At 69.7% G+C, this 26,314-nt stretch carries 21 protein-coding genes; 7 read left to right on the forward strand and 14 right to left on the reverse strand.

From position 1 onward, the window contains the following. Nucleotides 1-21: 21 nt before the first annotated feature. The 3 genes from QQX13_RS07385 to QQX13_RS07395 are packed head-to-tail and all read right to left on the reverse strand — an operon-like array spanning nucleotide 22 to nucleotide 2,548. Entirely contained in the window at nucleotides 22-1,110 is a 1,089-nt protein-coding gene (locus QQX13_RS07385; protein WP_301152959.1) for a glycosyltransferase family 4 protein, read from the reverse strand. Beyond that, nucleotides 1,107-1,937: a glycosyltransferase family 2 protein gene (locus QQX13_RS07390; RefSeq protein ID WP_301152961.1), complete on the reverse strand. Its 831-nt coding sequence runs from the start codon at nucleotides 1,935-1,937 to the stop codon at nucleotides 1,107-1,109. Before QQX13_RS07390 ends, QQX13_RS07385 begins: the two co-directional genes overlap by 4 nt. 17 nt (nucleotides 1,938-1,954) lie before the next feature. Beyond that, nucleotides 1,955-2,548: an LbetaH domain-containing protein gene (locus QQX13_RS07395; RefSeq protein ID WP_301152962.1), complete on the reverse strand. Its 594-nt coding sequence runs from the start codon at nucleotides 2,546-2,548 to the stop codon at nucleotides 1,955-1,957. A 42-nt stretch (nucleotides 2,549-2,590) separates the two neighbouring features. Here QQX13_RS07395 and QQX13_RS07400 point away from each other — a divergent pair, with 42 nt between their 5' ends. The 4 genes from QQX13_RS07400 (at nucleotide 2,591) to QQX13_RS07415 (ending at nucleotide 7,680) form a co-directional block, all read left to right on the forward strand. Next, complete coding sequence (locus tag QQX13_RS07400; protein WP_301152964.1) at nucleotides 2,591-3,841, forward strand: glycosyltransferase family 4 protein; 1,251 nt, start codon at nucleotides 2,591-2,593, stop codon at nucleotides 3,839-3,841. A 38-nt stretch (nucleotides 3,842-3,879) separates the two neighbouring features. Beyond that, nucleotides 3,880-4,908 carry a GDP-mannose 4,6-dehydratase gene (gene gmd, locus QQX13_RS07405; protein WP_301152966.1) on the forward strand — a complete coding sequence of 343 codons (1,029 nt, stop codon included), beginning with the start codon at nucleotides 3,880-3,882 and terminating at the stop codon, nucleotides 4,906-4,908. Next, nucleotides 4,908-5,888, forward strand: coding sequence for a GDP-L-fucose synthase family protein (locus tag QQX13_RS07410; protein ID WP_301152968.1), 981 nt, complete (start codon nucleotides 4,908-4,910; stop codon nucleotides 5,886-5,888). Before gmd ends, QQX13_RS07410 begins: the two co-directional genes overlap by 1 nt. 592 nt (nucleotides 5,889-6,480) lie before the next feature. After that, complete coding sequence (locus tag QQX13_RS07415) at nucleotides 6,481-7,680, forward strand: O-antigen ligase family protein (protein WP_301152969.1); 1,200 nt, start codon at nucleotides 6,481-6,483, stop codon at nucleotides 7,678-7,680. Nucleotides 7,681-8,219: 539 nt separating this feature from the next. On the opposite strand, the gene QQX13_RS07420 is transcribed toward QQX13_RS07415, so the two are convergent. Genes QQX13_RS07420 through QQX13_RS07430 form a run of 3 tightly spaced genes read right to left on the reverse strand, consistent with a single transcriptional unit; the run spans nucleotide 8,220 to nucleotide 12,065 of the window. Next, the gene (locus QQX13_RS07420) at nucleotides 8,220-8,720 is read right to left on the reverse strand and encodes a hypothetical protein (protein WP_301152970.1); all 501 of its coding nucleotides are present in this window, start codon (nucleotides 8,718-8,720) and stop codon (nucleotides 8,220-8,222) included. Between the two features lie 59 nt (nucleotides 8,721-8,779). Next, nucleotides 8,780-10,558 carry a DUF4012 domain-containing protein gene (locus tag QQX13_RS07425; protein WP_301152972.1) on the reverse strand — a complete coding sequence of 593 codons (1,779 nt, stop codon included), beginning with the start codon at nucleotides 10,556-10,558 and terminating at the stop codon, nucleotides 8,780-8,782. 25 nt (nucleotides 10,559-10,583) lie between these two features. Continuing rightward, entirely contained in the window at nucleotides 10,584-12,065 is a 1,482-nt protein-coding gene (locus QQX13_RS07430) for a sugar transferase (RefSeq protein WP_301152973.1), read from the reverse strand. Nucleotides 12,066-12,203: 138 nt separating this feature from the next. Between QQX13_RS07430 and QQX13_RS07435 the strand changes: the two genes are divergently transcribed. Further along, nucleotides 12,204-13,589: a tyrosine-protein kinase domain-containing protein gene (locus QQX13_RS07435; protein WP_301152975.1), complete on the forward strand. Its 1,386-nt coding sequence runs from the start codon at nucleotides 12,204-12,206 to the stop codon at nucleotides 13,587-13,589. A 4-nt stretch (nucleotides 13,590-13,593) separates the two neighbouring features. Here QQX13_RS07435 and QQX13_RS07440 read toward each other — a convergent pair whose 3' ends face one another. Then, nucleotides 13,594-15,420, reverse strand: coding sequence for a DUF4012 domain-containing protein (locus QQX13_RS07440; protein WP_301152977.1), 1,827 nt, complete (start codon nucleotides 15,418-15,420; stop codon nucleotides 13,594-13,596). A 61-nt stretch (nucleotides 15,421-15,481) separates the two neighbouring features. On the opposite strand from QQX13_RS07440, the gene QQX13_RS07445 reads away from it, so the two are divergent. Beyond that, nucleotides 15,482-16,060, forward strand: a complete 579-nt coding sequence (locus QQX13_RS07445; RefSeq protein WP_301152979.1) for an arsenate-mycothiol transferase ArsC — start codon at nucleotides 15,482-15,484, stop codon at nucleotides 16,058-16,060. 191 nt (nucleotides 16,061-16,251) lie between these two features. Then, nucleotides 16,252-17,004 carry a WecB/TagA/CpsF family glycosyltransferase gene (locus QQX13_RS07450; RefSeq protein ID WP_301152980.1) on the forward strand — a complete coding sequence of 251 codons (753 nt, stop codon included), beginning with the start codon at nucleotides 16,252-16,254 and terminating at the stop codon, nucleotides 17,002-17,004. Between the two features lie 75 nt (nucleotides 17,005-17,079). On the opposite strand, the gene QQX13_RS07455 is transcribed toward QQX13_RS07450, so the two are convergent. From QQX13_RS07455 to QQX13_RS07485, 7 genes are all read right to left on the reverse strand, one after another. Continuing rightward, entirely contained in the window at nucleotides 17,080-18,024 is a 945-nt protein-coding gene (locus QQX13_RS07455; RefSeq protein WP_301152982.1) for a UDP-glucuronic acid decarboxylase family protein, read from the reverse strand. Between the two features lie 113 nt (nucleotides 18,025-18,137). After that, nucleotides 18,138-19,949, reverse strand: coding sequence for a tyrosine-protein kinase domain-containing protein (locus QQX13_RS07460; RefSeq protein WP_301152983.1), 1,812 nt, complete (start codon nucleotides 19,947-19,949; stop codon nucleotides 18,138-18,140). Between the two features lie 97 nt (nucleotides 19,950-20,046). Beyond that, nucleotides 20,047-20,940 (reverse strand): glycosyltransferase family 2 protein, encoded by an 894-nt coding sequence (locus QQX13_RS07465; RefSeq protein WP_301152985.1) that lies wholly within the window; start codon nucleotides 20,938-20,940, stop codon nucleotides 20,047-20,049. 101 nt (nucleotides 20,941-21,041) lie between these two features. After that, the gene (locus QQX13_RS07470) at nucleotides 21,042-22,220 is read right to left on the reverse strand and encodes a glycosyltransferase (RefSeq protein WP_301152986.1); all 1,179 of its coding nucleotides are present in this window, start codon (nucleotides 22,218-22,220) and stop codon (nucleotides 21,042-21,044) included. Next, a complete protein-coding gene (locus QQX13_RS07475) occupies nucleotides 22,217-23,392 on the reverse strand; it encodes a glycosyltransferase (RefSeq protein ID WP_301152988.1) in 1,176 nt (391 codons plus the stop codon). Before QQX13_RS07475 ends, QQX13_RS07470 begins: the two co-directional genes overlap by 4 nt. Beyond that, a complete protein-coding gene (locus QQX13_RS07480; protein WP_301118665.1) occupies nucleotides 23,389-24,972 on the reverse strand; it encodes an O-antigen ligase family protein in 1,584 nt (527 codons plus the stop codon). Before QQX13_RS07480 ends, QQX13_RS07475 begins: the two co-directional genes overlap by 4 nt. Then, nucleotides 24,969-26,216, reverse strand: coding sequence for an MATE family efflux transporter (locus tag QQX13_RS07485; RefSeq protein ID WP_301152990.1), 1,248 nt, complete (start codon nucleotides 26,214-26,216; stop codon nucleotides 24,969-24,971). The genes QQX13_RS07480 and QQX13_RS07485 overlap by 4 nt, the downstream gene beginning before the upstream one ends. Nucleotides 26,217-26,314: the final 98 nt, after the last annotated feature.

The raw sequence follows: 26,314 nt of genomic DNA on the forward strand, positions 1-26,314 counted from the left end.
CACTGCGCTTTGTGTTAGCTGTCACTGCTCTTCTCCCCTGCGATTTCCGCGAAGCGCATCGGCAAGCCCGCGCGCCATGGCCTCGGCCGAGTAGCGCGACGCGACGAGCGCGCTCTGATTCGCGTGCGGTACCTCGTCGCGAGCAGCGTATGCGCGCTCGAGTGCGCTCGCGAGGGCGCCTGCAGAGTCAGACTCGAAGAACTCAACACCGCCGAATTCAGCCAACTCGATCTCCGGGGAGTGGCTCTCATCGCGCGAGACGAGCATCGGAACGCCGAAGCCCAAAGCCTGCGTCAGTCCTAGCCCCGCGAATCCAGGCGACACCGCGACGAAGGCTCGGTCATAATACCGACGAAGGTGCGCCGCGTCGTTCGTCCACCCTGGCATCTCGACCGCCTGCGACAGATTGGCCTCGGCTATCAGTGTCTGGAGGTTGGGTCGAAGCGGGCCGTCGCCGACAAGCAGCAAAGTTGCCTCGAGACCCCTCTCGCAGGCCTCGGCAAAAGCCTCAACCAAGAGAGCGACCTTCTTGTCGGCTGAGAACCTCCCAACATAGATCACCGAGTCCCGAACAGTGCCGCTGCTGAACCTCATCTCCTGCGACGTATGCAGAGCATTCGGGGCAACCCAGATAGGCCTATTAGCGACCTCGTTCGATGCGCGAAGCGAATCTCCGTAGGTGTAGCTGACCGCCCCGTCCGCGAGGCGTCGCATGGCACGCCGAAGCCACGCGGTACCCGAGTCGCCGCCGCTCTGCGGATGCATATGACCCCAAACCAAAGTGCGGCGCCTCGTAAGCCATCGCGCGACAAGTAGCCACCACGCGGTGAGGCTTCTCGGGTTCAGGTCCACGACGAGCACAGGAATCCTGGCAGCCTCGCGGAGCCCGCCTAGCTGAAGGAAGAGTCGTCCACCTAGCAGCCGATGCATACGGACGAACTGGTACCAGTTCACAGATGTGTCTGTGGTCACCGTCCGCTCGAGGTGTGCGTCACTCACCCAAGCCCGAAGCTCGCCTCCAAAATCTTCCTGGAGTATTCGCATGCAGTTGGTTCTATATGCCGGCAACACTGCGAGGTAGAACCCGTAGCTCGCCGTTTCCGCCGTCACGTGGCTACCTCGCCGGAGGTTCGCCCATCACGAAGCTCTCGGTACTTCAAGCCAATCTGCCAGTAGTAGCTGGCAAGCGCGAACGCATAGTCAAAGCCGGCTCGACCATCCAGGACTCCACCACGAAGGACATATGAGTAGACGAAGAACACGAGCGGCTTGAAGGGGACTCTCTGGAACAGCCGGCCTTGCCGACTACGTTGCTCTCGGTTTCCACGTCGCCGTTCTGACTGCAGTCGGAGTGCTGCTTCCCAGTCTGAGTAACGATTGTGCCGATCGAACCACGTGCGCACTGGATCGACGTCGTCGTGCCGCAACAGGCCGCGAAGCGTTACCACCGGGCCGTCGCACGTGGGCTGATAGTGGCCTTCCAACTCGCCCATCCCCGGAATATTGAGGTCGTCGATGGGCTCAAACCGAGAACGGTCCCGGTGAAGCAGGACAGTCTTCTTCACGCGGTGGCCCCTGCGGAGCGCACGCCCTGCGAAGTGATACTCGAGCCGCAGTTGCGCAGCGCTCGCGTTGGGATCGGAATTCACGAAGTTCCGGATGGAGTCCACCAATTGCGCCGATGGCGACTCATCGGCATCGATGAAGAGCAGCCACGGATGGCGTGTTCGCAAGTGCTCGATCTGCCACTGCTTCTTCTTGGGATATTCCCCGTTCCAGGTGAAGTTCACAACTTCTGCGCCATGCGAAAGCGCGACCTCCACAGTGCGGTCCGTGCTGTTGGAGTCCACCACGATGACCTCGTCGAATGCCGAAAGACCCTCAAGGCAGATTCCAATCGCCGCCTGCTCGTTCTTCGTCTGGACGAGCACGGTCACGGGAACCTTTGGCGCGCTCACGTTCCAGATCCGCGCATGAACCGATCGCCGACACGAACTGCGGGGTTCCCAGTCGCGATGCTCCCGGGTCCGATGTCGCGCGGCACAACAGAGCCAGCGGACACCAACGCGCCCTTCCCGATTGTGACTCCGCCGGTCACTATGCAGCGCGCGGTCAGCCATGCCCCGGCTCCGACGACCACTGGACGGGTGACCAGCGCCATGTCTCGACGATGCGCGTGACTGCCCGTCGTGATGAACGTCTCCTGGGAGATCACCACGTCATGCCCGATTGTCACCTGATCCTGATTGTGAATCCAGACGCCCTCGCCGATCCAGCAGTCGTCTCCGATCTCAAGCTTCCACGGAAAGCGCACCCGAGTACGCGGTCGGAAGATCACCCCGGAACCGATCTTCGCCCCGAAAGCCCGAAGGACCGCGACCCGCAGTCGCGAACTGATCTGGAGGGCATTCGTGACGAACAACCACTCGCACAGGCCCCACAGAAACACCACTGTAGGGGGACGGCCCCAGGTCGCGCGCTCGCCGGGAGCGTCCTTGAGCGGGATCACGGGAATGTCCGCCTCGCTCTCAGGTGTGTGCTCTGCCACAGAGGTCCCCCTCAGGATTCTTTACATCGGTAGAGTAGCCGAGTGAATTCAGGGCTCGATGTGACACTTCTCGCACTCAACTACGCGCCCGAGCCCACCGGCAACGCCCCGTACACCACCGCTCTCGCACGCCGATTGGTGGAGAACAGCGGGGTGACGGCCGTGACCGGTTTCCCGCACTACCCCCAGTGGTCGCGGTATGCAGAGTACCCCGGTCTGTACGCGCGGTCCGAGGACCAGGGAGTGGACCTGCGCCGTGTCGCCCACTGGATCCCTAACCCGCCGCGCGGTCTCAAGCGGCTGCTTTCAGAGCTCCACTTCGGTTTGCACCAGATGAACTCACCATGGGGCCGCACCGATGCCGCGATTCTGGTCTCCCCGGCGCTTTTCGCATCTGCGCTCTGTGCGGTGCGTCTGCGCTTCCCACGGCGCATCCCCCACGCGGTGTGGGTGCAGGACCTCTACACCCACGGGATGATGGAGACGGGCGAGGGCTCGCGTATGGCCGTGCGCATCGCCAAGACCGTCGAGCGGTGGCTCCTCAAGGATGCGGACGCCGTGGTCGCAATCCACCCCGCAATGCGCGAGCGCATGATCCGCGACCTGGGCGCGGATCCGGATCGCACCTATGTGATCCGCAATTGGGGTCACGTCATGCCCTCGGCGGCCTCGAGGGACGATGCGCGAGCACGCCTGGGGTGGGAGGCCGACGCGCGCATCGTGCTCCACTCGGGGAACATGGGCCGCAAGCAGGGCCTCAGCACGGTGGCCGAGGCAGCGCGGATCGCGCACCAGCGCGGGGATGACATCACGTTCATCCTGCTGGGTGACGGCGCCGAGCGCGCCGAGCTCGAGTCCCTAGCCGATGGTGTCCCGACGCTCCGCTTCGTCGACCCTGTATCCGATCGGGATTTCCCCGACGCCCTTGCCGCCGCGGACATTCTCTTGGTCAACGAGCTCCCCGGAGTCAAGGAGATGGCCGCACCTTCGAAGCTCACGTCCTATTTCGCGGCCGAGCGCCCGGTTCTCGCAGCTGTCGATCCCGACGGGATCGTCGCCGGGATCATGGCTGAATCGCTTGCGGGGCGAATCACGCCCTCCGGCGATCCCGTCGTGCTCCTCGACGCTGCGCTCGACTTCTTGGCACACCCGGCGGAGATGACCGAAGCCGCTGAAGCCGGGTCCCGCTACTGGCATGAGCACCTCTCTGAGGATGCAGCGATCACCGCCTGGCGACAGGTGCTCGCCGAGGTCACCAACTCGAAATCTTCGACCGATACCCTGGCGCCCTGAGGGCGACACCGACCACACAGATAGACGGGGGCACTGACGTGGCCAAGAAGGCATTCATCACCGGGATCACCGGACAGGACGGCAGCTATCTCGCCGAACTCCTGCTGAGCAAGGGTTACGAGGTGCACGGACTCATCCGCCGCGCCTCGACTTTCAACACCACGCGCATCGACCACCTGTATGTCGACCCGCACAACCCGGACGCCAAGCTCTTCCTGCACTACGGGGACCTCTCCGATGGCGCGCGGCTGACCACCCTCCTCGCGGAGATCAAGCCGGACGAGGTCTACAACCTTGCAGCACAGTCGCACGTGCGCGTGAGCTTCGACGAGCCGGAGCACACGGGCGACACCACAGGGGTTGGTTCGATGCGTATGCTTGAGGCGGTCCGCCTCGCTGGCATCGATACTCGCTTCTACCAGGCGAGCTCGTCCGAGATGTTCGGGGCGACTCCGCCGCCGCAGGACGAGGAGACCCCTTTCTACCCCCGCAGCCCGTACGGCGCGGCGAAGGTGTACTCGTACTGGGTGACCAAGAACTACCGCGAGGCTTACGGAATGTTCGCGGTGAACGGCATTCTCTTCAACCACGAGTCTCCGCGCCGCGGCGAGACCTTCGTGACGCGCAAGATCACCCGGGCCGCCGCCCGTATCAAGGCCGGACTGCAGTCTGAGCTCTGGCTGGGGAATCTCGACTCGATCCGCGACTGGGGCTACGCCGCCGAGTATGTCGAGGGCATGTGGCGGATGCTGCAGGCCGACGAGCCCGACGACTTCGTGCTCGCCACCGGGGTCGGCATCACCGTGCGTGACTTCCTCGAGGAGACCTTCAGCCACCTCGGGCTCGACTGGGAGGAGTATGTCCGGTTCGACCCGCGTTACCTCCGCCCGACCGAGGTCGACGCCCTCATCGGAGACGCCTCCAAGGCCAAGCAGAAGCTCGGCTGGGAGGCCACTGTCGACGGACGTGCACTCGCGCGCCTCATGGTCGACGCCGATGTCGAGGCCATCACCCACGAGGGCACGCCCTGGATCGACGCGGTGTCCCTGGCGTCCTGGAACCGCTGATGACCGCGGTCGACGGGGTCGACTTCACCCCCGGACCGCTCGACCGCGACGCGACGTTCTACGTCGCGGGACACCGCGGCCTGGTCGGTTCCGCGATCGTGCGTCGGCTTGAGAGCGCCGGTTTCACGAAGATCGTGGGCCGCACGTCCGCCGAGCTCGACCTCAAGGATCGTGAGGCGACCTTCGCCTTCTTCCGGGAGACCCAGCCGCGCTACGTGGTGCTGGCCGCCGCCAAGGTGGGCGGCATTCTAGCCAATAGCACGTACCCGGTGAACTTCCTGTCCGACAACATGCGCATCCAGACCAACGTGCTGGACGCGGCGCTGGCGACGGACGTGGACCGGCTGCTCTTTCTCGGGTCGAGCTGCATCTACCCGAAGTTCGCACCGCAACCGATCCCCGAGGACTCGCTGCTCACCGGACACCTCGAGCCGACGAACGACGCGTACGCGATCGCCAAGATCGCGGGCATCCTCCACGTCCAGGCCGCGCGCCGTCAGTACGGCAAGCCGTGGATCTCCGCGATGCCCACCAACCTGTACGGGCCGAACGACAACTTCTCCCCCAAGGGTTCCCACGTGCTGCCCGCGCTCATCCGCCGCTACGACGAGGCGACGCAGTCCGGCGCGGTCTCGGTCACGAACTGGGGCACCGGGTCGCCGCGCCGCGAGTTCCTCCACAGCGACGATATGGCCGACGCCTGCCTTCACCTCATGGAGCACTACGACGGGCCCTCGCAGGTCAACGTCGGCACCGGTACGGACGTGAGCATCAAGGAGATCGCCGAGACCATCGCCGGTGTGGTGGGGTTCGAGGGCGAGACCGAGTGGGACACCTCCAAGCCCGACGGAACGCCTCAGAAGCTGCTCGACGTGTCGATGCTGGCCGACCTGGGCTGGACGTCGAAGATGTCCCTCGCTGAGGGTCTAAGCCGTACCGTCGACTGGTACCGCGAGCACGTCGACCACCTGCGCGGCTGAAATAGGACCTCTCGCAGACCTAGCGAAGCGTCGTGTGCCTCATCTAGATCTAGGCGAGACCACAGCATCGCGTGGAGTCTGGTGATTCCTGGAGCCAATAGTTGCCCGGTCCAACCACGCCCCGATCAGCGCCGAGCGTACCGTCGCCCGTCGCCCCCGGCCCTCGTCGACGCACGGCCGCAGTCATGCCGCGCCCGATCCGTACACAGGCAGCAGACAATCAGCTCCGGGCGCAAACGTGATCGGGCCTCGCCCGAGCGCGGCGATAACTGCCGTCGGCGCAAGATTCACCGCCACCAGCAGCTCAGGATCGCCGCGGCGCGCTCGCGGTTTCGCTCTCGTGCGCGCGGCGGCAACCGGCTTGCGGTTCATACCGGAAGGGCAATCTGGAATACTCGTGCAGGTCCATTAGATGGGAGTGGCGGTGACATCTGCAGCGATCGCGCTCGTCGCCGCCGCGGCCGTTTGGCTGCTTGCGCTCGCAAGCGCCGGTCGGCAAAGAGGTGCGAACCGCCCGATTGAGTTTTGGTGGGCTGCGGCAGCGTTCTTCACTAGCGGCGTTGGCACGCTTGTGACGTTCAGCTTCGTGACCATGAGCGCCAACGAGGTGGTGTTCACGCGTGCGCTCCCGATGGCGGTCATCGGCGGCGTGAGCACCGTAGCGGCCATCCTACGCGGTGGCGTGCGACTCGGCCATGGCGCGGTCCCGCTGCTGCTGCTGTTCGCCACATTCGGCGTGTTTGCGGCCACCGGGCAGTCGCCTCTGATGCCGCTGGTTTCGCTCGCGACGCTCCTGCCTGCGATCATCGTCCCGGCACGGGGCTTCTCCCTGGACGCCCTACGAGCGGGCGCGCGGACGGGCGTCGGCTCAGTTGTGATCGCAGTTCCCGTCGTATACGCCTGGAAGCCGACTGACGTCATCGGCGCGTGCCGGCTCGACAAATGCTCCGCGTGGGGACTCGCGCTCGGAGCTGAGGGGACGGGAAACGCGCTCGGCATGTACCTCGCTGGCGCTGGAGCGCTCAGCCTCTTGCTAGTGACTGGCGCGCTAACGCGGCTGGCTGTTCTGGCGTCCGCCCTCGTGCTTGTCGACTTGACCGCAAGCCGTTCGGCGCTGATCAGTTTTGTCGTGGCAGCGGGCGTGGTCCTCCTCGGACAAGTGCTCGCCGCCAAGTTCCCGAGCAAGCCGTGGGCACAATTGGGGCTAGCGTTCAGCGCCGTCGCTGTTGCTGTCCTTCCGTTGACGACGAACGATCCCGCGAGCTACACGGGGCGGGCTGAACTGTGGATCTATGCCCGTGAACTGTTCTGGCAGTCGCCTCTCGCAGGCTACGGCCCGTCATTCTGGGTGGGTGGCAACGGGTCCGACGGCATCGATCGCAACTACTCCACGCACAACCTCTTCACCGAGCTGCTGGTCAGCGGCGGCGTGCTGGCCGTCCTCTCATTTGCGGCTGCCGTGGTCCTGGCCGTACGTGGTCCGCGAACGCAAGTCGGGTCGGCTCACGTGGCAGCAACGGCATCGATTGTTATGCTCATCTCCTTGTCAGAGGTGACCTCTGGCCCCGGGCGCATCTATCTCGCGCCGTGCTTCCTTGCCTACTTGTTCATGGCCGCGCAGACAACGCAGACGCCGAGCACGGGACGGGGCGCACCGGAAGAGTGCCCGCCGCAATCTCGAGGCAAATACCGCCGTGTAGGGCCACTTTCGAGGACGAGCAGTCGCAGGCGACTAGCTGAAGTGCCCGGGCAGCTAGACGGAGCTGCTACGCCGACCCGTCGAATGGGATAACGCCGCGTACGTTACCGCCATGATTGAGGATGACCCCGTGACGGACCTCGCAGACGCGTTGGGAATCATCGGGGTCCCGATACCGGCCAGGGTATTTGCGTTGGACCCTATGATGAATACCTACAAGCACACGTCGCGCGACATGGCGGAATCGTGAGCGCGGCGAGGTCACGGACCTCGCACATTCACCGCGCAGGCCATGGCGCGCCGCTTCGGACCGGCTGATGTTGAGGCAGGCCCGTCTCGTTGCCGATCGAATGGCAGCGGGAAGGACCTAGTTGTATGAGATGCCTCGCGTCTTCTCCGTCGAGTCGCAGTCTGCGCACGGTCCGCCGTTGGGGTAGTGGTTTGCGGGATGTTGAGGCACGGAATCAGCCGCGCCAAGTGTGAAGCGGAGGCCGTACGAAAGATGACCAGCGCCTCAAACCGTCGTGGTAGCGCGACAACGCCGAACGTCTGCGCGGCTGAGCCGCACCTCGTCACCGGACAACGCAGAAGGCCCGCACCGTGAGGTGCGGGCCTTCAACGTTGGTGGATGCCTACGCGTCCTGCAGCTGGCGGCGACGCGCGGCGACGAAGACGGTGGCAGCACCGGCGACGAGCAGGGCACCCGCGCCGATCGCGAGGCCCGTGTTCTCAAAACCGGTCGAGGCGAGACCGTCCGTGTCGGTGGTGCCCGTCGAGGTCGAGACGACGTCGACGGTAGCGGTGCCGACGGTCGAGCCCTCGGAGACCGCGGTCACGCCGAGCACGCCGAGCTCGGACGGAGCGGTCAGCGAGAAGGTGGCGCTGTCGGTGGTGAACGACGTCGGCGCGATCGTCAGCACGCTCCCGTTCGGGAGGGTCACGCGGAGCTCGAGGGTGCCGCCGTTCGGTCCGGTCACCGTGCACTCGAAGGTCCGGCCGGTCTCCACCTGGGTCACCGAGCAGGTGATGGAGTACTCGGACGCCGGGTAGGTCACCGGAGCCGCCTGAGCCGCAGCGGGAACGAGCACGATCGCGCCCGCCAGAGCAAGTGCGGCGATGGTCTTACGAATCATTTCAATGCCTCCCAGCGCGCGGCAGCCCCTCAAAGCCACCATTGATTTCCACGTGAATGCTAACAGCCCTCAGCGACTCTATCGGTCGCCGCCTCGTAAACATTAGGTTTCGGACCAGGGGTATCGACGTACACCGGGGGCAGGAGGCCCGCCTGCGAGGCGGCGATCTCGAAGGTGTAGGTCACGCTTTGTCCGGGTTCGAGCACCACCCTGACGGTTCCGACGGTGCGCCCCTCCTGCTGCTCCGGGTTGAGGCCCGCTTGCGCGCCGTCCTCGGTGACCTTGGTCACACCCGTCCCGCCACGCGGGTAGACGAGGAGGTTGGCATGGAATTCGCCCGCCGGGACGTAGACGTCACCACCCGAGATGTACTCCGGCAGATCCGCGACGTCGCCGTCGTAGGTATGGGTCAGCGTCACCGCGATGGTCTGGCCCGCGAGCGATCCGTCGGTGCACAGGTGGTTCGTCACCGTGGTAGCGGTGTCGACGTAGTAGCCGATCTTCGAGCCCGAACCGTCGTTCAGGAAGACGCCGAGCGCATCGTCACTCTCAAGGAAGGCGCCGGCCGCGGGCGTCGTGGCGAGCAACTCCTGCTCGCCGCCGTCCGCTGACCAGATCATGAACCTGCCCGCCTCGATGGCCCGCTCGACCCCGCCGAGAACGTTGGTCTCGCCCGAGACGATGCGGCCGAACAGCTCGGCGGACGCGCGGGCGAAGAACGCGTCCTGCTCGGCCGGGTCCTCGAACGCGAAGTACGCCTGGTTGAGCATGACGTCCGCGAGGCTGTCGCTGGTCAGAGTGAAGTCGGCGATCTCGGTGGGCGAGGCCCCGGCGAGCATCCAGCCGAGCGCGACCGGATCGACGCTGAGCACGCCGTCCACGGTCTCGTCGAACTCGGCCGCCCAGAAGCGGGTCATCAGCTCGGCCGACCGGGGGAACTCGGGGGTGAAGTTCACGTCGTGGGGGTAGATCTCCATGCGCTCGGAGAAGATGCGCAACTCATCGTCCGTGAGTCCCCCTACTCCGTCGGGGACCACCATCGAGCTCGCGGAGGCGTACCGGCCCTGGGTCATGCGGCCGTCCTCGACCGTGACCTCGATCACCGCACCCGGGATACCGCCGGTGGTGCGCGGCTCGGCGTTGTTCTGGACCATCACCAGGTAGGTTCTGGGCTCGTCACCACCGAGCATCGTTGGCAGGAGCTCCGCGGCGACGTGACCGCCCTGAACGATTCCGCCGACGGTCTCGAGCTGCTCCCGGAGCTCCACGAACGGGCCGGCGACGGCGTCGATGGTGCCCGCGATGTCGACGTCCGCGAGCGCCGTCTGCTGGGCATCTAGCGCCTCGGCGGCCTGCGCCAGCGTCTCTCGGTAGGGCTCGAGCGTGTCGGGATCAATGCGGCCATCCTCGAAGGCGGGCGCCTCGAGCGCGTCGAGGCTGCCAAGGCCGGCGAGGGGCGCGAGGGCCTCGCGGGCCACCGCGTCGACCGCCTTCCCAGCGGCCATGAGCGGCACCGCCTGATCCTCCACCCATGGGAGATGCGCGGCGATCCACCAGTGCGGACCGCTCGTCGCTCCCGCGAAGGTCTGCGCCGCGGCCTCAAGCTCGGCGACCTCAGCGCTCAACGCGGTCGCGTCGCGTTCCAGCAGAGCGGTCTTGGCCGCCGCAGCGTGCTGCGTGAGCGCATCCTTCGATCCGAGCAGCCGAACGCCGTCGACCACGAACGCGGCGGCGATCAGCACCAGCCCGATCCCGAGGACCAGCACCACCCAGAAGGTGACCGTGCGGCGGGTACCGCGACGCGCATCGTCCACTCGCGCGTGCCGGGGTCTCGCCATGGTCGCTCAGCGTAGCCGGGAGATCTCAGTACGCCCCGCGGCCCGCGAGGACCGCGCCGACGGTGCGCAGGATGATGATGAGGTCGCCCGCCAGCGACCAGTTCTCCGTGTAGTAGAGGTCAAGCCGGACGGACTCGTCCCAGCTGAGGTCGCTGCGTCCGCTCACCTGCCACAGGCCGGTGATGCCGGGCTTGACCAGCTGGCGGCGCGCGATGCGCTCGTCCCACTGCTCGACCTCCCGGCGCAGAGGGGGGCGGGGCCCCACCAGCGACATGTCGCCCTTGAGCACGTTGAGGAGCTGGGGGATCTCGTCGATGCTGAACCTTCTGAGAACCCGGCCCACCGAGGTGACACGCGGGTCGTCCTTCATCTTGAACAGGACCTCGTTGCCCTCGGTGCGCTCCTTCTCACGCAGGGCGATCAGCCGCTCCTCGGCGTCGACGTACATGGAGCGGAACTTCAGCATCGCGAACGGCTCCAGGTTGCGGCCGATGCGCTCCTGGCGGAAGAACACGGGGCCCGGGCTGGTGAGCTTGATCAGCGCGGCGACGATCAGCATGGGGATGGCGCCGAGCAGGAGGAGCGCGCCGGCGGTCACCTTGTCGGCGATCTCCTTGGCGTAGTACTGACCGCCCTCGAACTTCGGGATGTCGACGTGGAGCAGCGGCAGTCCCTCGACGGGCGACATGGACACGCGCGGGCCGGCGACGTCGACCATGGCCGGCGCGACGATCAGACCGATCCCGGTGCCTTCGAGCGCCCAGCCGAGCTCGCGGGACTCCTTGAGGCTCATCGCATCGGTGCCCGACAGAAGCACGAACTCGGCCTGGTGGTCGATCGCGACCTGCGCCGCATCGTCCAGGCTGCCGAGCAGCGGGACGTCCGCCAGGTCCTCATCGCGGAACTCGTGCCCGGCGGGGAGGCACGCGCCGATCACGTTGTAGCCGGCGCGGCGGGAGCGGCGGATGCGGCGGATCATCTGGCCGCTGGTGATGGTCGGTCCTACCACGATCACCTGGGCGAGCAGCTCACCGTTGTCGCGCTGCGCGTGGATGAACTGCCGCCACGCGGCACGGTAGACGAGCAGCGCGAGGGTGCCGAGCGGGATGGCGAACAGCAGGTAGCCGCGGCTCACGTCCCACTGCGTGAGGAAGCCGATCACGGCGACGATGGCGAACACGCGCCACCCGGCGAGCACCACGCGCTGGAACTCCTGGGGGCCGTGGCCGAGGATCATCGGGTCGCGCGAGCGGGTCCAGCCGAGGTTGAGTACCCACAAGACGGCGATCGCGACGGTGACCTGCCAGTAGTGCTTGCCCTGGGCGCCGGCGACGGGCGCGAAAGGGTCCCAGCCGAAGCGGGCGGCGTGCGCGAGGATCATCGTCAGCGTCACCACCGTCACGTCGGACGCGAACAGCCGGCTCTCGTACTTGCGGGCCCAGCCGCGCGAGCCATACATCCGCTGCGCGGACGCCCTCACGCCCGCGCTGCCCCCCTTGACAGTCATGGGGACCACGTTAGCCGCCGTGACCGACCTCACTTGTACAGGCGTGAAACTTCTCACTCTGGCCGTGGAAGGATAGGCGGCGGTGCGATTCTGGCGTGCGTCGCGCCTCCCGAACCGCGACTTCCTCAGGGGGATGACTTGGAGCTGCACGACTACCTCAGGGTGCTGAGGAAGAACTGGCTGCTCATCGTCCTGCTGACGGCGCTGGGCGCGGGCGCGGGATTCGCGTACTCGCTGCTCTCGACGCCGGTCTACTCCGCGACGGCGAAGGTTTTCGTCTCGACCTCGGGGGCGTCGACCGTGTCGGACCTGGCGACCGGGTCGAACTTCACGCAGCAGCGCGTCAAGACCTATGCCGACCTGCTCACCACCTCCGCGGTGCTGCAGCCGACCATCGACTCCCTCGGCATCGAGACGTCCGTCGCGTCGCTGCGCGGGCGACTCTCGGCCTCGACTCCGCTCAACACGTCGGTGATCAACATCTCGGTGTCCGACTCCGACCCCGTGTTCGCGGCGTCGCTCGCCACCGAGGCGTCGAACCAGCTGATCGACGTGGTCGAGGACATCGAGACCACGGACTCGGGCGAGGGGTCGCCGGTCTCGCTCACCCTGGTCCAGGCCGCCGAGGTGCCCGACGTGCCGGTGTCACCCAACAAGACGCTCAACGTGGCGCTGGGCCTGCTGCTCGGGCTCGCGATCGGCGTGGGCATCGCGCTGCTGCGCGCGACGCTGGACACGCGCATCCGCAACGAGCGCGACCTCGAACGCGTGGTCGATGCCCCGGTACTGGGCGGCATCGTCTTCGACCCGAAGGCGAAGTCGCGCCCCCTCATCGTCCACGAGGACGCGAAGTCGCCGCGCGCGGAGTCCTTCCGCACACTCCGGACGAACCTGCAGTTCCTGGACGCGGAGCGGTCCTCGAGGTCGTTCGTCATCACCTCGTCGATCCCCTCCGAAGGCAAGTCGACCACGGCCGCGAACCTCGCGATCACACTCGCCGAGGCGGGGGCACGGGTCCTGCTGGTCGGCGCCGACCTGCGCCGCCCCAAGATGGGGTCCTACATGGGCATCGAGGCCGGCACCGGGCTCACCGACGTGCTGATCGGGCGCCTTTCGCTCGACGATGCGATCCAGCGCTGGGGACGCACCGACCTCTACCTGCTCCCCGCCGGTTCGATCCCGCCGAATCCGTCGGAGCTGCTGGGCTCCTCGCTGATGGCGTCGCTGATCACGGACCTGGACGAGCGCTTCGACGTGGTGCTCTACGACGCCCCGCCGCTTCTCCCGGTGACCGACGCCGCCGTGCTCGCGCGCCTGGTCGGTGGCACCGTGCTGATCGTCGCCGCAGGCAAGACCCACGCGCCGCAGCTCGACTCGGCCGTGGCCGCACTCGAGACCGTCGGGGCGCCGGTGTCGGGTCTCGTCCTGACGATGCTGCCCTCCCGCGGGCCGGACGCGTACGGCTACGGCCGCTACGGCTACGTCTACGGCGACGAGGAGCCGGCGAAGGCCGGGAAGAAGTAGCCGCTCAACACCCCGTCGCCGCCGCGGTGACCCGCTCGACGTCGACCGCCCGCGGGCCCGGGGTCAACCAGGCGTCGCCGGACACCAGGCCCGCGGTGCGAGGCTCCAAGCGGAACTCCAGCACGGCCTGGTCGCCCGGATCGAGCACCACGCGAGCGGTCACCGTCTGGCGACCGTCGTGGCTGTTGACGGCGACCGAGGCGGGGTCCCCGTCCTGCCACGCCTCCGCGACGCGCATGCCGTCGGGAGGGTAGATGATCACGTTGGCGTGGAACTGGCCCGCCGGCACGAACCCGCCCCCGACGCCGACGTAGTCGGGAAGGTCGGCGACGTCGCCGTCGTAGGTGTGGGTCAGCGTCACCTCGACCGACTGACCGCCGACGGATCCGTCCGCGCACCGCAGGTCGGTCACCGCCATGCCGGTGTCGACGTAGTAGCCGATCTTCGAGCCCGAGCCGTCGTTGAGGAAGACCCCGAGGGCGTCCCGGTCCTCGAGGAAGTCCCCCGAGATCGGGAGGTCGGCGAGCAGGTCCTGCTCGTTCTCGTGCGCCGACCAGAGCATGAACCGGTGGGCGTCGATCGCGCGGCTGACGCCGTCGACCGCGCTCCCCGTGCCCGCGAGGAGCTGTCCGAACAGGGCCCGCGCGGCATCGGCGAAGAACGCGTCCTGCTCCCGCGGCGTCTCGAACGCGTAGTAGGTCCCGTTGAGCAGGGTCTCCGCCAGGGTGTCGCCCGCGAGCGTGATGCCGTCCACCTCGACCGGCGGGGCGTCCCCGAGCATCCACGAGAGCGCCACCGGATCGAGCGACAGCACGCCGTCGACGTCCCCGCCGCCGCCACGCGCCCAGAAGGCCGCCGCCAGCTCCGCGGCGCGCGGGAACTCGGGAGTGAAGTTGATGTCCTGGGGGAAGATCGCCATCCGCTCGGTGTAGAGGGTCAGCTCATCGCCGGTGAGCGGGGCGACCTGATCCGGCACCTCGAGCGAGAACGCCGGGACCACCGCGCCCGTGGAGAGGCGCCCGTCGTCGGCCGTGAGCTCGATGAACGCGCCGGGGATGCCGCCGCTCGCACGCGGCTCCGCGTTGTTCTGCACCACCACCACGTAGGTGCGCGGCTCGTCCGCCCCCAGCATGGCGGGCAGCAGCTCCGCCGTCGCATGCGCCGCGTCGACGGTCGCCGCGAGCTCCCCGACCTGCGCCTCGAGCGCGACGAAGGGCTCTCGGATCAGGTCGACCGTGCCCGCGATCTCGACCGCCGCCAGCGCCTCGACCTGGGCGTCGAGCGCCTCCGCGGCCGTCGCCAGCGCGGGGCGGTACGGCTCGAGCAGCAGCGGATCGATGCGGCCGTCGGTCACTGTGGGGGTGCTGAGCGCCCCGAGGTCCCCCGCCTGCGCGAGGGGCGCGAGCACGTCGTCCGCGATGACCGCGGCCGCCGCACCCGCCGCCACCAGCGGCACGGCCTGGTCACGGACGCCCACCAGGTGGGTGGCGATCCACCAGTGCGGCCCGTCGGTCGCGCCCGTGAAGTCACGCGCCGCCTCCTGCAGCGCGTCGACCTGGGCCTCCAGCGCGGCAGCGTCGCGCGCCGCGAGCGCGTCCTGCGCCGCGCTCGCCCGGGTCTCGAGATCAGCGGCAGCGGTCCGCAGCGTCATCGCGTCGACCCCGAACGCCACCACAAGCGCCACCAGCGCGACCACCGGGACCGCGAGGATCGCCAGCGTCAGCGCGCCGAGCCCGCGCTCCTGGGGCGGCCCCGACGGAGCCGGGCGCACGGAGCCGTCCCCAGACGCCGCATCGTCCGCATCCACGAGGCCTCCCCCAGCCGTGTCCACACCCCAATCTACGTGCGCCGCCGCGGAAACGGGAGGGCCCCGCCTGGCACCCGCTGATAGCGTGACCCCGACGCGACGGCTCGAGCTCGGAAGGGACACCATGCCCACGGTCCTCACGGTGTGCACCGGCAACATCTGCCGCTCGCCCGCCGCCGAGCTGCTGCTGCAGCGCGAGCTGGGTGACGCTATCACCGTCGCCAGCGCGGGCACCCACGCGCTGGTGGGTCACGGCATCCCTGACCCGATGCTCACCGAGCTCGCCGCCGACGGCATCGACGGCGCGGCCCACCAGGGCGCGCTCCTGACCGAATCCGTCATGCGGGACGCCGACGTCATCATCACCATGACGCGAGACCATCGGCGGCTCGCCGTCCAGACGGCGCCGGGCGCGCTCAAGCGCACGTTCACCCTCGCGGAGGTCGCGGCCGCCGCCGGCACCGGTGCCACGCTCACCGGCACCACGGTGTCCGAGCGGCTCGCCTCGCTCCCCGCGGCGATCGCCGCGCATCGTCACATCCTCGCCGACTTCGACCTCAGCGACGTGCCCGACCCCTACCGGCGCTCCCAGGACGCGTATCACGAGTCCTACACGATGATCCGCGGCGCCGCCCGCGAGATCGGCGCCTGGCTGCGCGGCTGAGCCCCGCCGCTCCCGCACCCGGGCCGGCGGCGCCGCCTCATTAGCAGTGTCCGTTTTCTCCCTCTAGTGACTTTCGTCACACTTGTGTAGCCTCTGAAGTGCGCAAAGGCCGCGAAAGCGGACATAGCGCACCACAAGCGCCACCTGGGGGAGGGACCGCCAGGAGCGTGAAGGCTCCTGAGGGGGACAAGATGACCGTGGCTCCGAGCATGACGATCGGCGGCGTGGCGATCGCGCCCGCCAGCCTCGACGAGGCTGTCGACGACGCCCTGCTGCACGCCGAGGCTCACGACGGCACGTGCCTGCGCTTCACTAACACCTGGTGCATCGTGCTGGCGGACCGCGACCCGGAGTACAAGGCCCTGCTCAACGGCAGCGGCGAGAACTTCGCCGACGGTCGCCCCGTCGCCGATGCGGTCCAGCGCCGCCGGGGCGGACGCGACTCGCACGTGCGCGGACCCTCGTTCTTCGAGGAGGTCCTCGACCGCGGTCGCGTCGCCGGCGTGCGCCACTTCTTCTACGGGGCCGACGACGAGACCCTCGCGAAGCTCGCCACCGTGGTCGCGGAGCGGTACCCCGGCGCGATCATCGCGGGGCGCCTCGCTCCCCCGTTCGGCACCGCCGACGAGCTCTGCGCCCCCGAGCTGCTCGCCCGCATCGAGGTGGCGTCCCCGGACATCGTGTGGGTGGGCCTGGGCACGCCCAAGCAGGACATCGTCGCCACCTGCGTCGCGAAGAAGCTGGGCGTGACCACCGCGGCCGTGGGCGCGGCGTTCGACTTCGTCGCCGGCACCAAGGCCGTCGCGCCCCTGTGGATGCGCCGAACCAAGCTCGAGTGGCTGTTCCGCTTCGCCTCCGAGCCCAAGCGGCTGTGGCAGCGCTACACCACCGGCATCATCGACTGGGAGCGCATCATGTGGCGGGAGCGCCGCCGGCACGCGTAGCGGCATCGCCCGCGCTCCAGACGTACAGCACGCGACGGCCCGCCCGGAGATCCGGGCGGGCCGTCGCGTCGCGTCCTACGCCTCCACCAACTTCCGGAAGTAGTCGATGGTGGGCTTGAGGCCGTCCTCGAGGGGGACGTGGGGCTGCCAGCCGAGCTTCTCGCCTGCGAGGGAGATGTCGGGCTTGCGCTGTCGAGGGTCGTCCTGCGGCAGCGGCCGGTACTCGATGGTCGAGTCCGATCCCGTGAGACGGATCACGGCCTCGGCGAGCTCCTTCATGGTGAACTCCACCGGGTTGCCCACGTTCACGGGCCCGGTGAATCCCGGCTCGGTGCCCATCAGGCGGATCATGCCGTCGATCAGGTCGTCGACGTAGCAGAACGAGCGGGTCTGGTTCCCGTCCCCGTAGATGGTGATGGGCTCACCCCGGAGGGCCTGGACGATGAAGTTCGACACCACCCGGCCGTCGTTCATGTCCATCCGCGGACCGTACGTGTTGAAGATCCGGATCACCTTCACGTCCAGACCGTTCTGACGGTGATAGTCGAAGAACAGGGTCTCTGCGGCCCGCTTGCCCTCGTCGTAGCACGAGCGGATCCCGATCGGGTTGACCTTGCCCCAGTACTCCTCCGTCTGGGGATGGACCTCGGGGTCGCCGTACACCTCGGACGTCGACGCCTGCAGGATCGGGATGTGGAGCCGCTTGGCCAGGCCCAGCATGTTGATCGCGCCCAGCACGGACGTCTTGATGGTCTGCACCGGATCCCGCTGATAGTGGATCGGCGACGCCGGACACGCCAGGTTGTAGATCCGATCCACCTCGACGTAGAGCGGGAACGTCACGTCGTGACGCATCAGCTCGAACCGCGGATGGTTGAGCACGTGCCGCACATTCGCACGCGACCCCGTGAAGAAGTTGTCCACGCACAAGACCTCATGACCCGCATCCAGCAGCCGATCGATCAGATGCGACCCCAGAAAACCCCCACCACCGGTGACAAGTACCCGCTCAGCTTCCATGTGCAGACGCCCCCTCAGCTGTCCCACTGGTCAGATACGGACAATCATGCCATAAGGGGCGAATCGCCGACAGGGGTCGGACCAGCGACGATGCTGGAGGTTCGTCGGCGGTGCTACGCCTCGCTGTTGGCGGGCGCCGGCTGCTCGGAGCGCCGCGAGGCGTCGGCCTCGCGATCGTCGTCGTCCCAGCCGTCCTCGGCCAGCAGCTCGTCGTCGAGGGCGTCGGAGACCGCATCGTCGCCGTCCGCGACCCACTCGTCCTCGGCGTCGATCTCGTCGTCGATGTCGACCTCGTCCGCGAGGGTCGAGCCGACCGGGGCGTCATCGTCCTCGGTTTCGCTCTCCTCGACGGGGCCGTCGAGCGCGACCTCGTCGTCGCCGTCCGCGGCAGCGGCCAGCGCATCGTCGGCGTCCGTGGCCACCGCCGCATCGTCACCATCGGCCGCGCCGGGCTCGTCCAGGTCCGCCTTCTCCAGGTCCGCCTCCTCCACCACCTCGGCGGCAGGCTCGCCGATCCCGGCGAGGCGGGCGCGCAAGCGGCTCACCCACGACTCGCCGCCGGACTGCGTCTCCTCGGGCTCGGCGTACTCGCGCGCGTAGGCCGCCTTGTCGATCCCCTTGAGCGTGACGCCGTTGAGGATCACCCCGAGCGGGTGGCCGTCGACCCGGTCGAGGCTCGCGAGCGCGCGGTCCAGCACGTCGACGGTGGTCCGGCCGGCCCGGGCGACCACGAGGGCGCCGTCGGTGCGCGCGGCGAGCACGGCCGCGTCGGTCACGGGGATCAGCGGCGGCGTGTCGACCAGCACCACCGTGTCCTCGGGGAACGAGTACAGCAGCGTCTTCATGGCGTCCGAGGCGACCAGCTCCGACGGGTTCGGCGGGACCTGCCCCGCCGTCAGGATCGAGAGGTGCCCGGTCGGGCCGTAGTCCTGCAGCACGTCGAGCGGGTCGACGCGACCCACGAGCACGTCGGTGAGACCCAGGCTGCCCTCGAGTCCGAGGTACTGCGCGAGCCGGGGCCGGCGCAGATCCGCGTCCACGAGGATCACGTCCTTGCCCAGCGCGGCGAGCACGTCGGCGAGCATGTAGGCCATGGTCGACTTGCCGTCGCCCATCAGCGACGACGTCACCACGATCACCCGCGGCGGCCGGTCGATGTCGATGAACTGGAAGTTCGTGCGCAGCGCCCGCAGCGCCTCCTTCATGACAGGAGTCTCCCCGCCGAAGGTGCTGCCGGACCTGCTCAGCTGCCGCACGAGCGGCACGGTGCCGAGCACCGGCAGGTCGAAGTCGCGCTCGACGTCCTCGCGACGGCGCAGCCTCCGGTCGAGGGCGCCCCGCACGAACGCGACGCCCACGCCGACGACCAGACCCGCGAGGATGCCCAGCACCACCGCGCGCTGGATGTTCGGGCTGGACGGGGACGTCGGAAGGCCCGGCTCGTCCAGCACCTCGAGACGCACCACGGACTCCGCGGAGCTCGAGCCGCCGGTCTCGATCTCCGCGACCACCGCCGCGGTGCCGGCGATCCACGCCGAGACCAGGTCGCGCGCCGCCTCCGGCGTCGGACCCGTCGCCGAGAAGCGCAGGGTGGCGCTGTCCGACGGGCTGGAGACGGAGACTCGGCTCGTGAGCGCACCCGCGCTGACGGTGATGCCGAGCTCGTCGGCGGCGTACTCGCCCACCTTCTGGGAGCGGGCGACGTCGAGGTAGCTGCTCACCAACGACTTCGCGTACCGGTCGCCCAGCTCCGCTGTCTCCAGGTCCTCGGCCACGCCGGCGGTCAGCACCGCCGAGCCCGACGCGGTGTAGACCTGCGGTTGGGACAGGGCCCACGCGTACGCGAGCGCACCCCCCACGAGTGTCAGCAGCACGATCGTGAGCCAATGCGCGCGAAGCATTCGCGCGTAGTCGACGAGCCCCATGTGTCCCCCTCAGCCACCGATGGCCATTCCTCAGTGTAGGCACCGGCCCCCGGCTCTGAACAGAGCGTCCGCCCCGCTACCTGTGCCCGATGCGGCCTCAGGACATCTGACGTCGGCTGCGGGTCACCACGTACTTGGGCGCGAGGGCGAAGGCCGTGGCCCCGCTCACGGCCGCGTCGACCCACTTGCCTCCCGCGTAGGCGAAGCCCGCGCGGCGGTAGTAGAACTTCGCCTTGTCGAGGCGGATCTCGCCCGAGGTGGCCGGGTTCGCCGCCTTCCACTCGTCCCAGTCGAGCTCGCCGTCGAAGCGCGCCTGGAGGTAACGGGTGCCCCGCTGCATCTCGAAGAACTTGGCGAAGGTGTTCGCGGCACCGTGCACGCGGTAGAAGCCGAGCGGCTCGGGGTAGGTCACCACGTCGCCCAGGCGCGCGATCTTCGCCACCATGTCGAGATCGTCGATCGGACCGGTGTTGTGGTTGAGCTCGACGTCGAAGGGGCCGGCCTGCTCGAGCACGTCCCGCCGCACGATCATCGACGACGGCGGGAAGGGCATCAGCCGCGCCTCCGCGATCTTGGTGCGCTGGCCATCCGCGATCTCCCCCGCCCGCGCCGCCATCGGACCGCGCGGCCCCAGGTACGTCATCAGGGCGCCCACGAGCACCGCGCCGGTCTCCCGCATCATCTCCAGCTGGAGCTCGAGCTTGTCCGGGACCCACGCATCGTCATGATCGAGGAAGGCGATGATCGACCCGCGGGCGTTCGCGATGCCCGTGTTGCGGGCGGCCGCCACCCCCTGATTCTGCTGCTTGAGGCATCTCACACGCGGGTCCTCGATCGCCTCGACCAGCGCGACGGTCCCGTCCTGCGAGCCGTCGTCGATGACGATCACCTCGAGATCCGTATGCGTCTGGGCCAGCACGCTGTCGATCGCCGCGCCCAGGAAGTCCTCCCCGTTGTACACGGGCATGATCACCGATACCAGTTCCCCCATGCGTGCGATGCTACGCATCCGCCCGAGGGAGAACAAGGGCTTTTCGGACATCTCGGACGCGCCGCGGCCGCGACGGGCCAGGGGCGGATCGCCGCCGGATCCTATCCGCGCGGGCCGCAAGCCTCCTGGTAGATCTCCATGAGGCGGCCGGCCAGGGCCGCGGGCGAGTAGTCCCGCTCCCACGCCGACGCCGCCTCGGACGCGAAGGCGGCGGCCTCCTCCGGCGACCACGAGGCGACCGCCTCGACGGCGTCCGCCCACGCGCGCGGCTCGGCGGCGGGCACGACCAGCCGGTCGCGGTGGCTCGCCGGGAGCGTCTCGGGAAGGCCGCCGCGGTCGGAGACCAGGGGCACCGCACCCATCCGCTGCGCCTCGATGCTCACCCGCCCGAACGGCTCGTCCCACTGCGACGGCACCACCACCGTGCGCGCGTCCGCGACCACCTCGGCGAGGCGGTCGTGGGCCACCTGGCCGAGCACGCGCACGTGCGGCAGCTCGCGCGCGTCGCGCTCGACCTGGTCCGCGAGGGGACCGGTGCCGACCACCGCGAAGGACCGATGCGGCAGCGCCCGCGCCGCCTCGAGCAGCAGCGGCAGGCCCTTCTCCTGCGACAGGCGGCCCACGTACACCGCGTCGTAGGCGCGATCCCGCCACGGCACGGCGTCGGGCTCGGGCAGGTCGACCGCGTTCGGCACCACGTGGGCCGGCACGTCGGCACCGAGCGCTCCCGCGAGCGAGCCGCGCATGAAGTCGCTCACGAAGAGGTGCGCCGCGGGCGGGTGGCTCCGCATGGCGCGGGCGTCGCGGGACACCTGCACGGTCGCCCCGAGCGACGCCCCGAGGGAGCCCCGGTAGCAGCGGTGGACGATGCCGGGAAGCCGCGTTCTCAGATCGCCGCACCGGGTGCACGGGCCGCCGTCGCGCCGCAGGTCGCCCCCGACGCACGCGAGCCGGTAGTTCCGGAACGTGCGCACCCACGGGATGCCGCGGGACGCGACCGCCTCGATCGCGCCTGCGCCGAGCTGGGGGAACAGGTTCTCCGCATGGACGACGTCCGGGCGGAACCGGTCGAGGCGCTCCGCCAGGTCGGCGAGCAGCGCGGGATCTCCGAGCACGCTGCGCGCGCGGTCCGCGAGCCCGCCGTCCCGCAGGCCCGTGTTGTCGACGCGGAGCACCTCGACGTCGGCGCCCGCGGCGGACAGCGCGGCGACCTCGGTCTCGACCGAGAACCGCTCGCCGCCGGCCTCCAGGTAGTCGTTGAACGCGACCAGGACCCTCATCGACGCACCGTCTCGCCGCCGTAGGCGCCGCCGATGGTCTCGACCATGCGGTCCACCGTGAACCGCGGCTCGACCGGCGGGTGCAGGTCGATCGCGCGCAGGAGGGCGGCGGCGAGCCGCTCCGCGAGCGTCCCGTCGCCCTCGGGGTCGACCGTGACGGCCGCGGGTCCGGCCATGAACGGCACGCCGCCCAGCGGCAGGCACACCGTCGGCACGCCGAGCTCGGCCGCCTCGGCAGCCGCCCACGGCGCCGAGTCGTGCAGGCTCGGCAGGGCGAGCGCGCCCGACCGGGCCATCAGCGCCAGCGCCTCGGGCCGGCTCAGGCGCCCGTGGAACACGACGGGGCAGGCGGCGTCCTGCGCCAGCTCACGGTGCTCGGGGGTGTCCGTGTCGGGGCCCGCGACGTGGACGGTCACGTCCGGCGGGAGGTGGCGGGCGGCGGCGAGCACCGCCCGCAGCCCCTTCCACGCCACGCCGCGCCCCAGGAACGCGACCGTGCGATCCCGCTCGGGGACGCGGTAGGCGGCCACCGCATCGTCCAGGACCGCGTTCGACGTGACGTCGACCGTCGCGTACCCGAGGCGGCGCAGCACCCGCTCCGTGTCCGCGTTGAGCGCGAGCGCGCGGTCGACGCGGGCCGCGAGCGGGCCGATGAACAGCCGCCGTGACGCGCTGGTGGCCAGTCGACGGGCCGTGAGCCCGACCGCGCGCGCCCCGGTCACCTCGCGTGCGAGCGCCGCGCTCGGGTACGACGCGCCGCCGATCGGCCCGAGCACCCAGCGCTCGCCGGGTCGCTTGCGCAGGAACGTGAGCGGGTTGAGGAACCAGTCGGACGCGTAGGTCGCGTGGTGGAGGACGTCGAACGCGCGGCCGCGACGCTCCCGGGCCGTCCAGCGGGCGGCGCGCACGCACCATGCGGCGTACTGCACGTGCAGGGGCAGCCGCCGCTCGAGCTCGAAGGGACGCAGCGCGACCACCGCCTCCACCCCGAGACGGGCGCGCAGCTCCTCGTCGGCCGCGGGCGACTCGAGCCCGCGGGTCACGACGGTGGCGGTCGACACCCTCCCGGCGACCTCCGCGAGCGCCGCACCGGCGCCGGGCTCCGAGCCCTGGCGGTCATCGCAGGTGTAGGCGTACACGACGCTGCGGATCCGGCGGTCGTCCCCGGTCATGGCGCCGTCCCTCCTCGACGGGGCCGGCGTGGTGCCGGGGCTGGCGCCGCGACCGGTGCCGGCGTCGGCGCGGCCTCCGTCGGCGCCTCCTCGTCGGGGGCGGCGTGCGGCTCGACGGACGCCGGGCCGATGCGCCACCGCGACAGGCCCTCGGGGCGCAGGCTCCACGTCGCAGGGGGCTCGTCGCCCAGGCCGCTCGGGCCGGGCAGGTGCTCCGGCCTCAGCAGCGCGAGCGAGGCACCCACCACGAACGTCTGGTATCCGAACGGCGACTCGAGGATCACTCCCGCGACCGCGGCGAGGGTGAGGCCCGTCATGAGTCCCAGCCCGAGCGCGACCGGCGCGGACGGCCGACGCGCGTTCCGGATCCCGAGCACGAAGAGGGTCACGAGCACCCCGAGGAGCACCGCGGTCCCGACCACGCCGACATACGCGAGCCAGGTGACGACGAAGCTGTGGGCCGCGCGGACGCTGGGATCTCCCGAGAGATGCGCGATCGCGCCGCTGTCGATGACCGGGCTGCTGCCGAAGCCGCTGCCGAACAGCCAGCGGGTCGTAGTGAGCTGGGCATGCTCAATGAGCAGCCCCCACGCCTCGAGCCGCGCATCCCAGGTGTTGAGGGCCGAGGCGTAGGCGTCGCTGTCGTTCGGGATGAGCCGGTTGAGAGCCGCCGCCCACGTCGGCGGGGACGCCAGGATCGCGGCGATGGACGCGATCAGCGGGACCACACCGATCAGCGCGACCCCGATCGCCAGCGGCGCGTACGGCGAGCCCTTCAGCGGTCGGATCACCGCGACGACGACGACGAGCAGCACCACCGCGGAGATGAGGCCCGCGCGGCTGCCCGCGAGCGCGAGCGCGGTGACGCTGGCGCCGATCATGGCGACCCGGAGCCACGGGCGCGCCCGCCGGTCGAGGGCGAACGCCGCGATCGCCGCGCCGCACAGCAGCATGTCGAAGTCGTTGCGCAGCGAGAAGACGGGGATCCCGACGAAGGGCATCGCGATGGTGGGCAGCACCCCCGCGAGCGCGCCGAGCAGCCACGTGGTGTGGACGGCGAGCGCCCGCCGGACCCAGAGGAAGGCCCGCGGGGCGCCGAGCTTCCTGACCGCCCATGCGCCCGCGGGCACCAGGCCCAGGTAGAGGATCGGGACCAGGTCGCGGATGACCAGCTCCGGCGCGTCGAGCGTGCCGCGGGCGAGGCCCATCACGCAGACCGCCAGCACCGCCACCAGGAGCATGGGCACGTGCGCCCGTGCGCGGCGCTCGCCTCTGCCGCGGCGGATGAGGGACTCGAGCACGGCGGCGGCGATCCCGCCCACCACCAGCAGGTCCGACAGGTACACGAGACCGTTGGCCGGGGAGATGTAGCTGCCCCACCGGCCGAACGCGACCGGGACCAGGAGCCCCAGCACGATGAGCATCGCCGGCCAGTCCGCGCGGGCCGCTCGGGCCGCACCGGACCCGGCACGGGCATCGTCCCCCGCGGGCTCGGTCCACCCGCGCGCCCAGCGGGACTGCGCGCGCTCGCGCAGGCGCGGGGGCAGCTGCCCCGGCGCCGTGGCGGTCCGCTCCATCATCGCTGCGTCGCCCCCCCATCGCGACTCTCCCTGCGTCTGGCCATCATCTCCCCGACCACGCGCATCGCGCCAGCAAGAGCCGCGCCGGCGGGCATCGCGTACACGCCGATCGGCACGGCGAGCGCGAGCACCGTCACGAGGCCGAGACCCTCCGACAGTGCGGTGAGGGTCACCGCGCGTCCGTAGCGCTTCGCCGCGAGGTTCACGGCGTTGTACGGCTGCGCGACCGCACCCACCGTCGCGGCCGCGCCCCGCGCGACGGCGAGCGGCACCCGGATCGCGCGGTCGGCGAGGGTCGCGATGATCGGGGTGACGACCACGAGGGCCGCGGAGAACGCGAGCCCGCAGGCGAGCACCACCAGGTTCTGTCGCGCGACGTGGCGGTACGCGGCGCGCACCTGGCCGGAGCCGAGCATCCGCACCGCGGTCGGGATGAAGAACGCGGACATCCCCGCGCCCAGCACCAGCACCGGCTGGGAGGCGATGCGTGCCGCCTCCAGCGCGACCACCGCCGAGGATCCCAGCACGCCGGCGATGATCAGGGTTCTCAGGTAGTTCGCTCCGTGCGCGATCAGCGCGGGCGCGCTGGCGACCGCGGACTCGCGCCAGTCGCTCGGCGCACGCTCGGGCACGCGCGGCACCGACCGGTGAAGCACCATGCCGGTGGTCGCGCTCGCGAGGTTCCCCAGCGCGAGGATCGAGAACGGGAGGGCCGCCAGCACCTCCGGCGCGACGTCGCCCGCCGAGGTCGCGAACTCGGCCGCGACGATCCCCACCAGCACCACGGCGAGGTTCACCGTGGAGACCACCGCCGCATAGCCGTGATGCAGGGACGCGTGCAGCGCGCCGCGCACGTGATCCTGGAACGTGGACACGGCCGTCCATGCCGCCGCCGACCCGCAGATCACGATGAAGACCCCGGTGCTCACCCCTCCACGGAGCGGCAGACCCGCGACGAAGGCGCCGACCGCGGCGAGCCCGAGCAGCGGAGCGGCCTGGCGGAGGTCGTTGCGATAGCGGGGCCGGTAGATGTCGCTGAGGCGGTTGACGTGGAGCCGCTGGAGGGTGAACACCGCGAGCTGGGGCACGATCATGAGCACCACCCCGGCCGCGAAGACGAGCGCGTAGAGCGCGAGCTCGCCCTCGCCCAGCACGCGCAGCGCGAGGATGCCCGTGGCGAAGGTCGCGAGGGACGCCTGGCCCGCATCGGCGAGCGACCAGATCGCGCCGTTGACGCGTCTCACCGCGGCTCCGGCAGGTCCGTCGTCCGCGCCCGCGGACGTCGCGCGGGGCGCAGCGGACCGCGGCGACATGGCGAACCCGCCCGTGCGTCGTGCGTCAC

The organism is Demequina lignilytica, assembly GCF_030418375.1.
Lineage (GTDB): Bacteria > Actinomycetota > Actinomycetes > Actinomycetales > Demequinaceae > Demequina > Demequina lignilytica.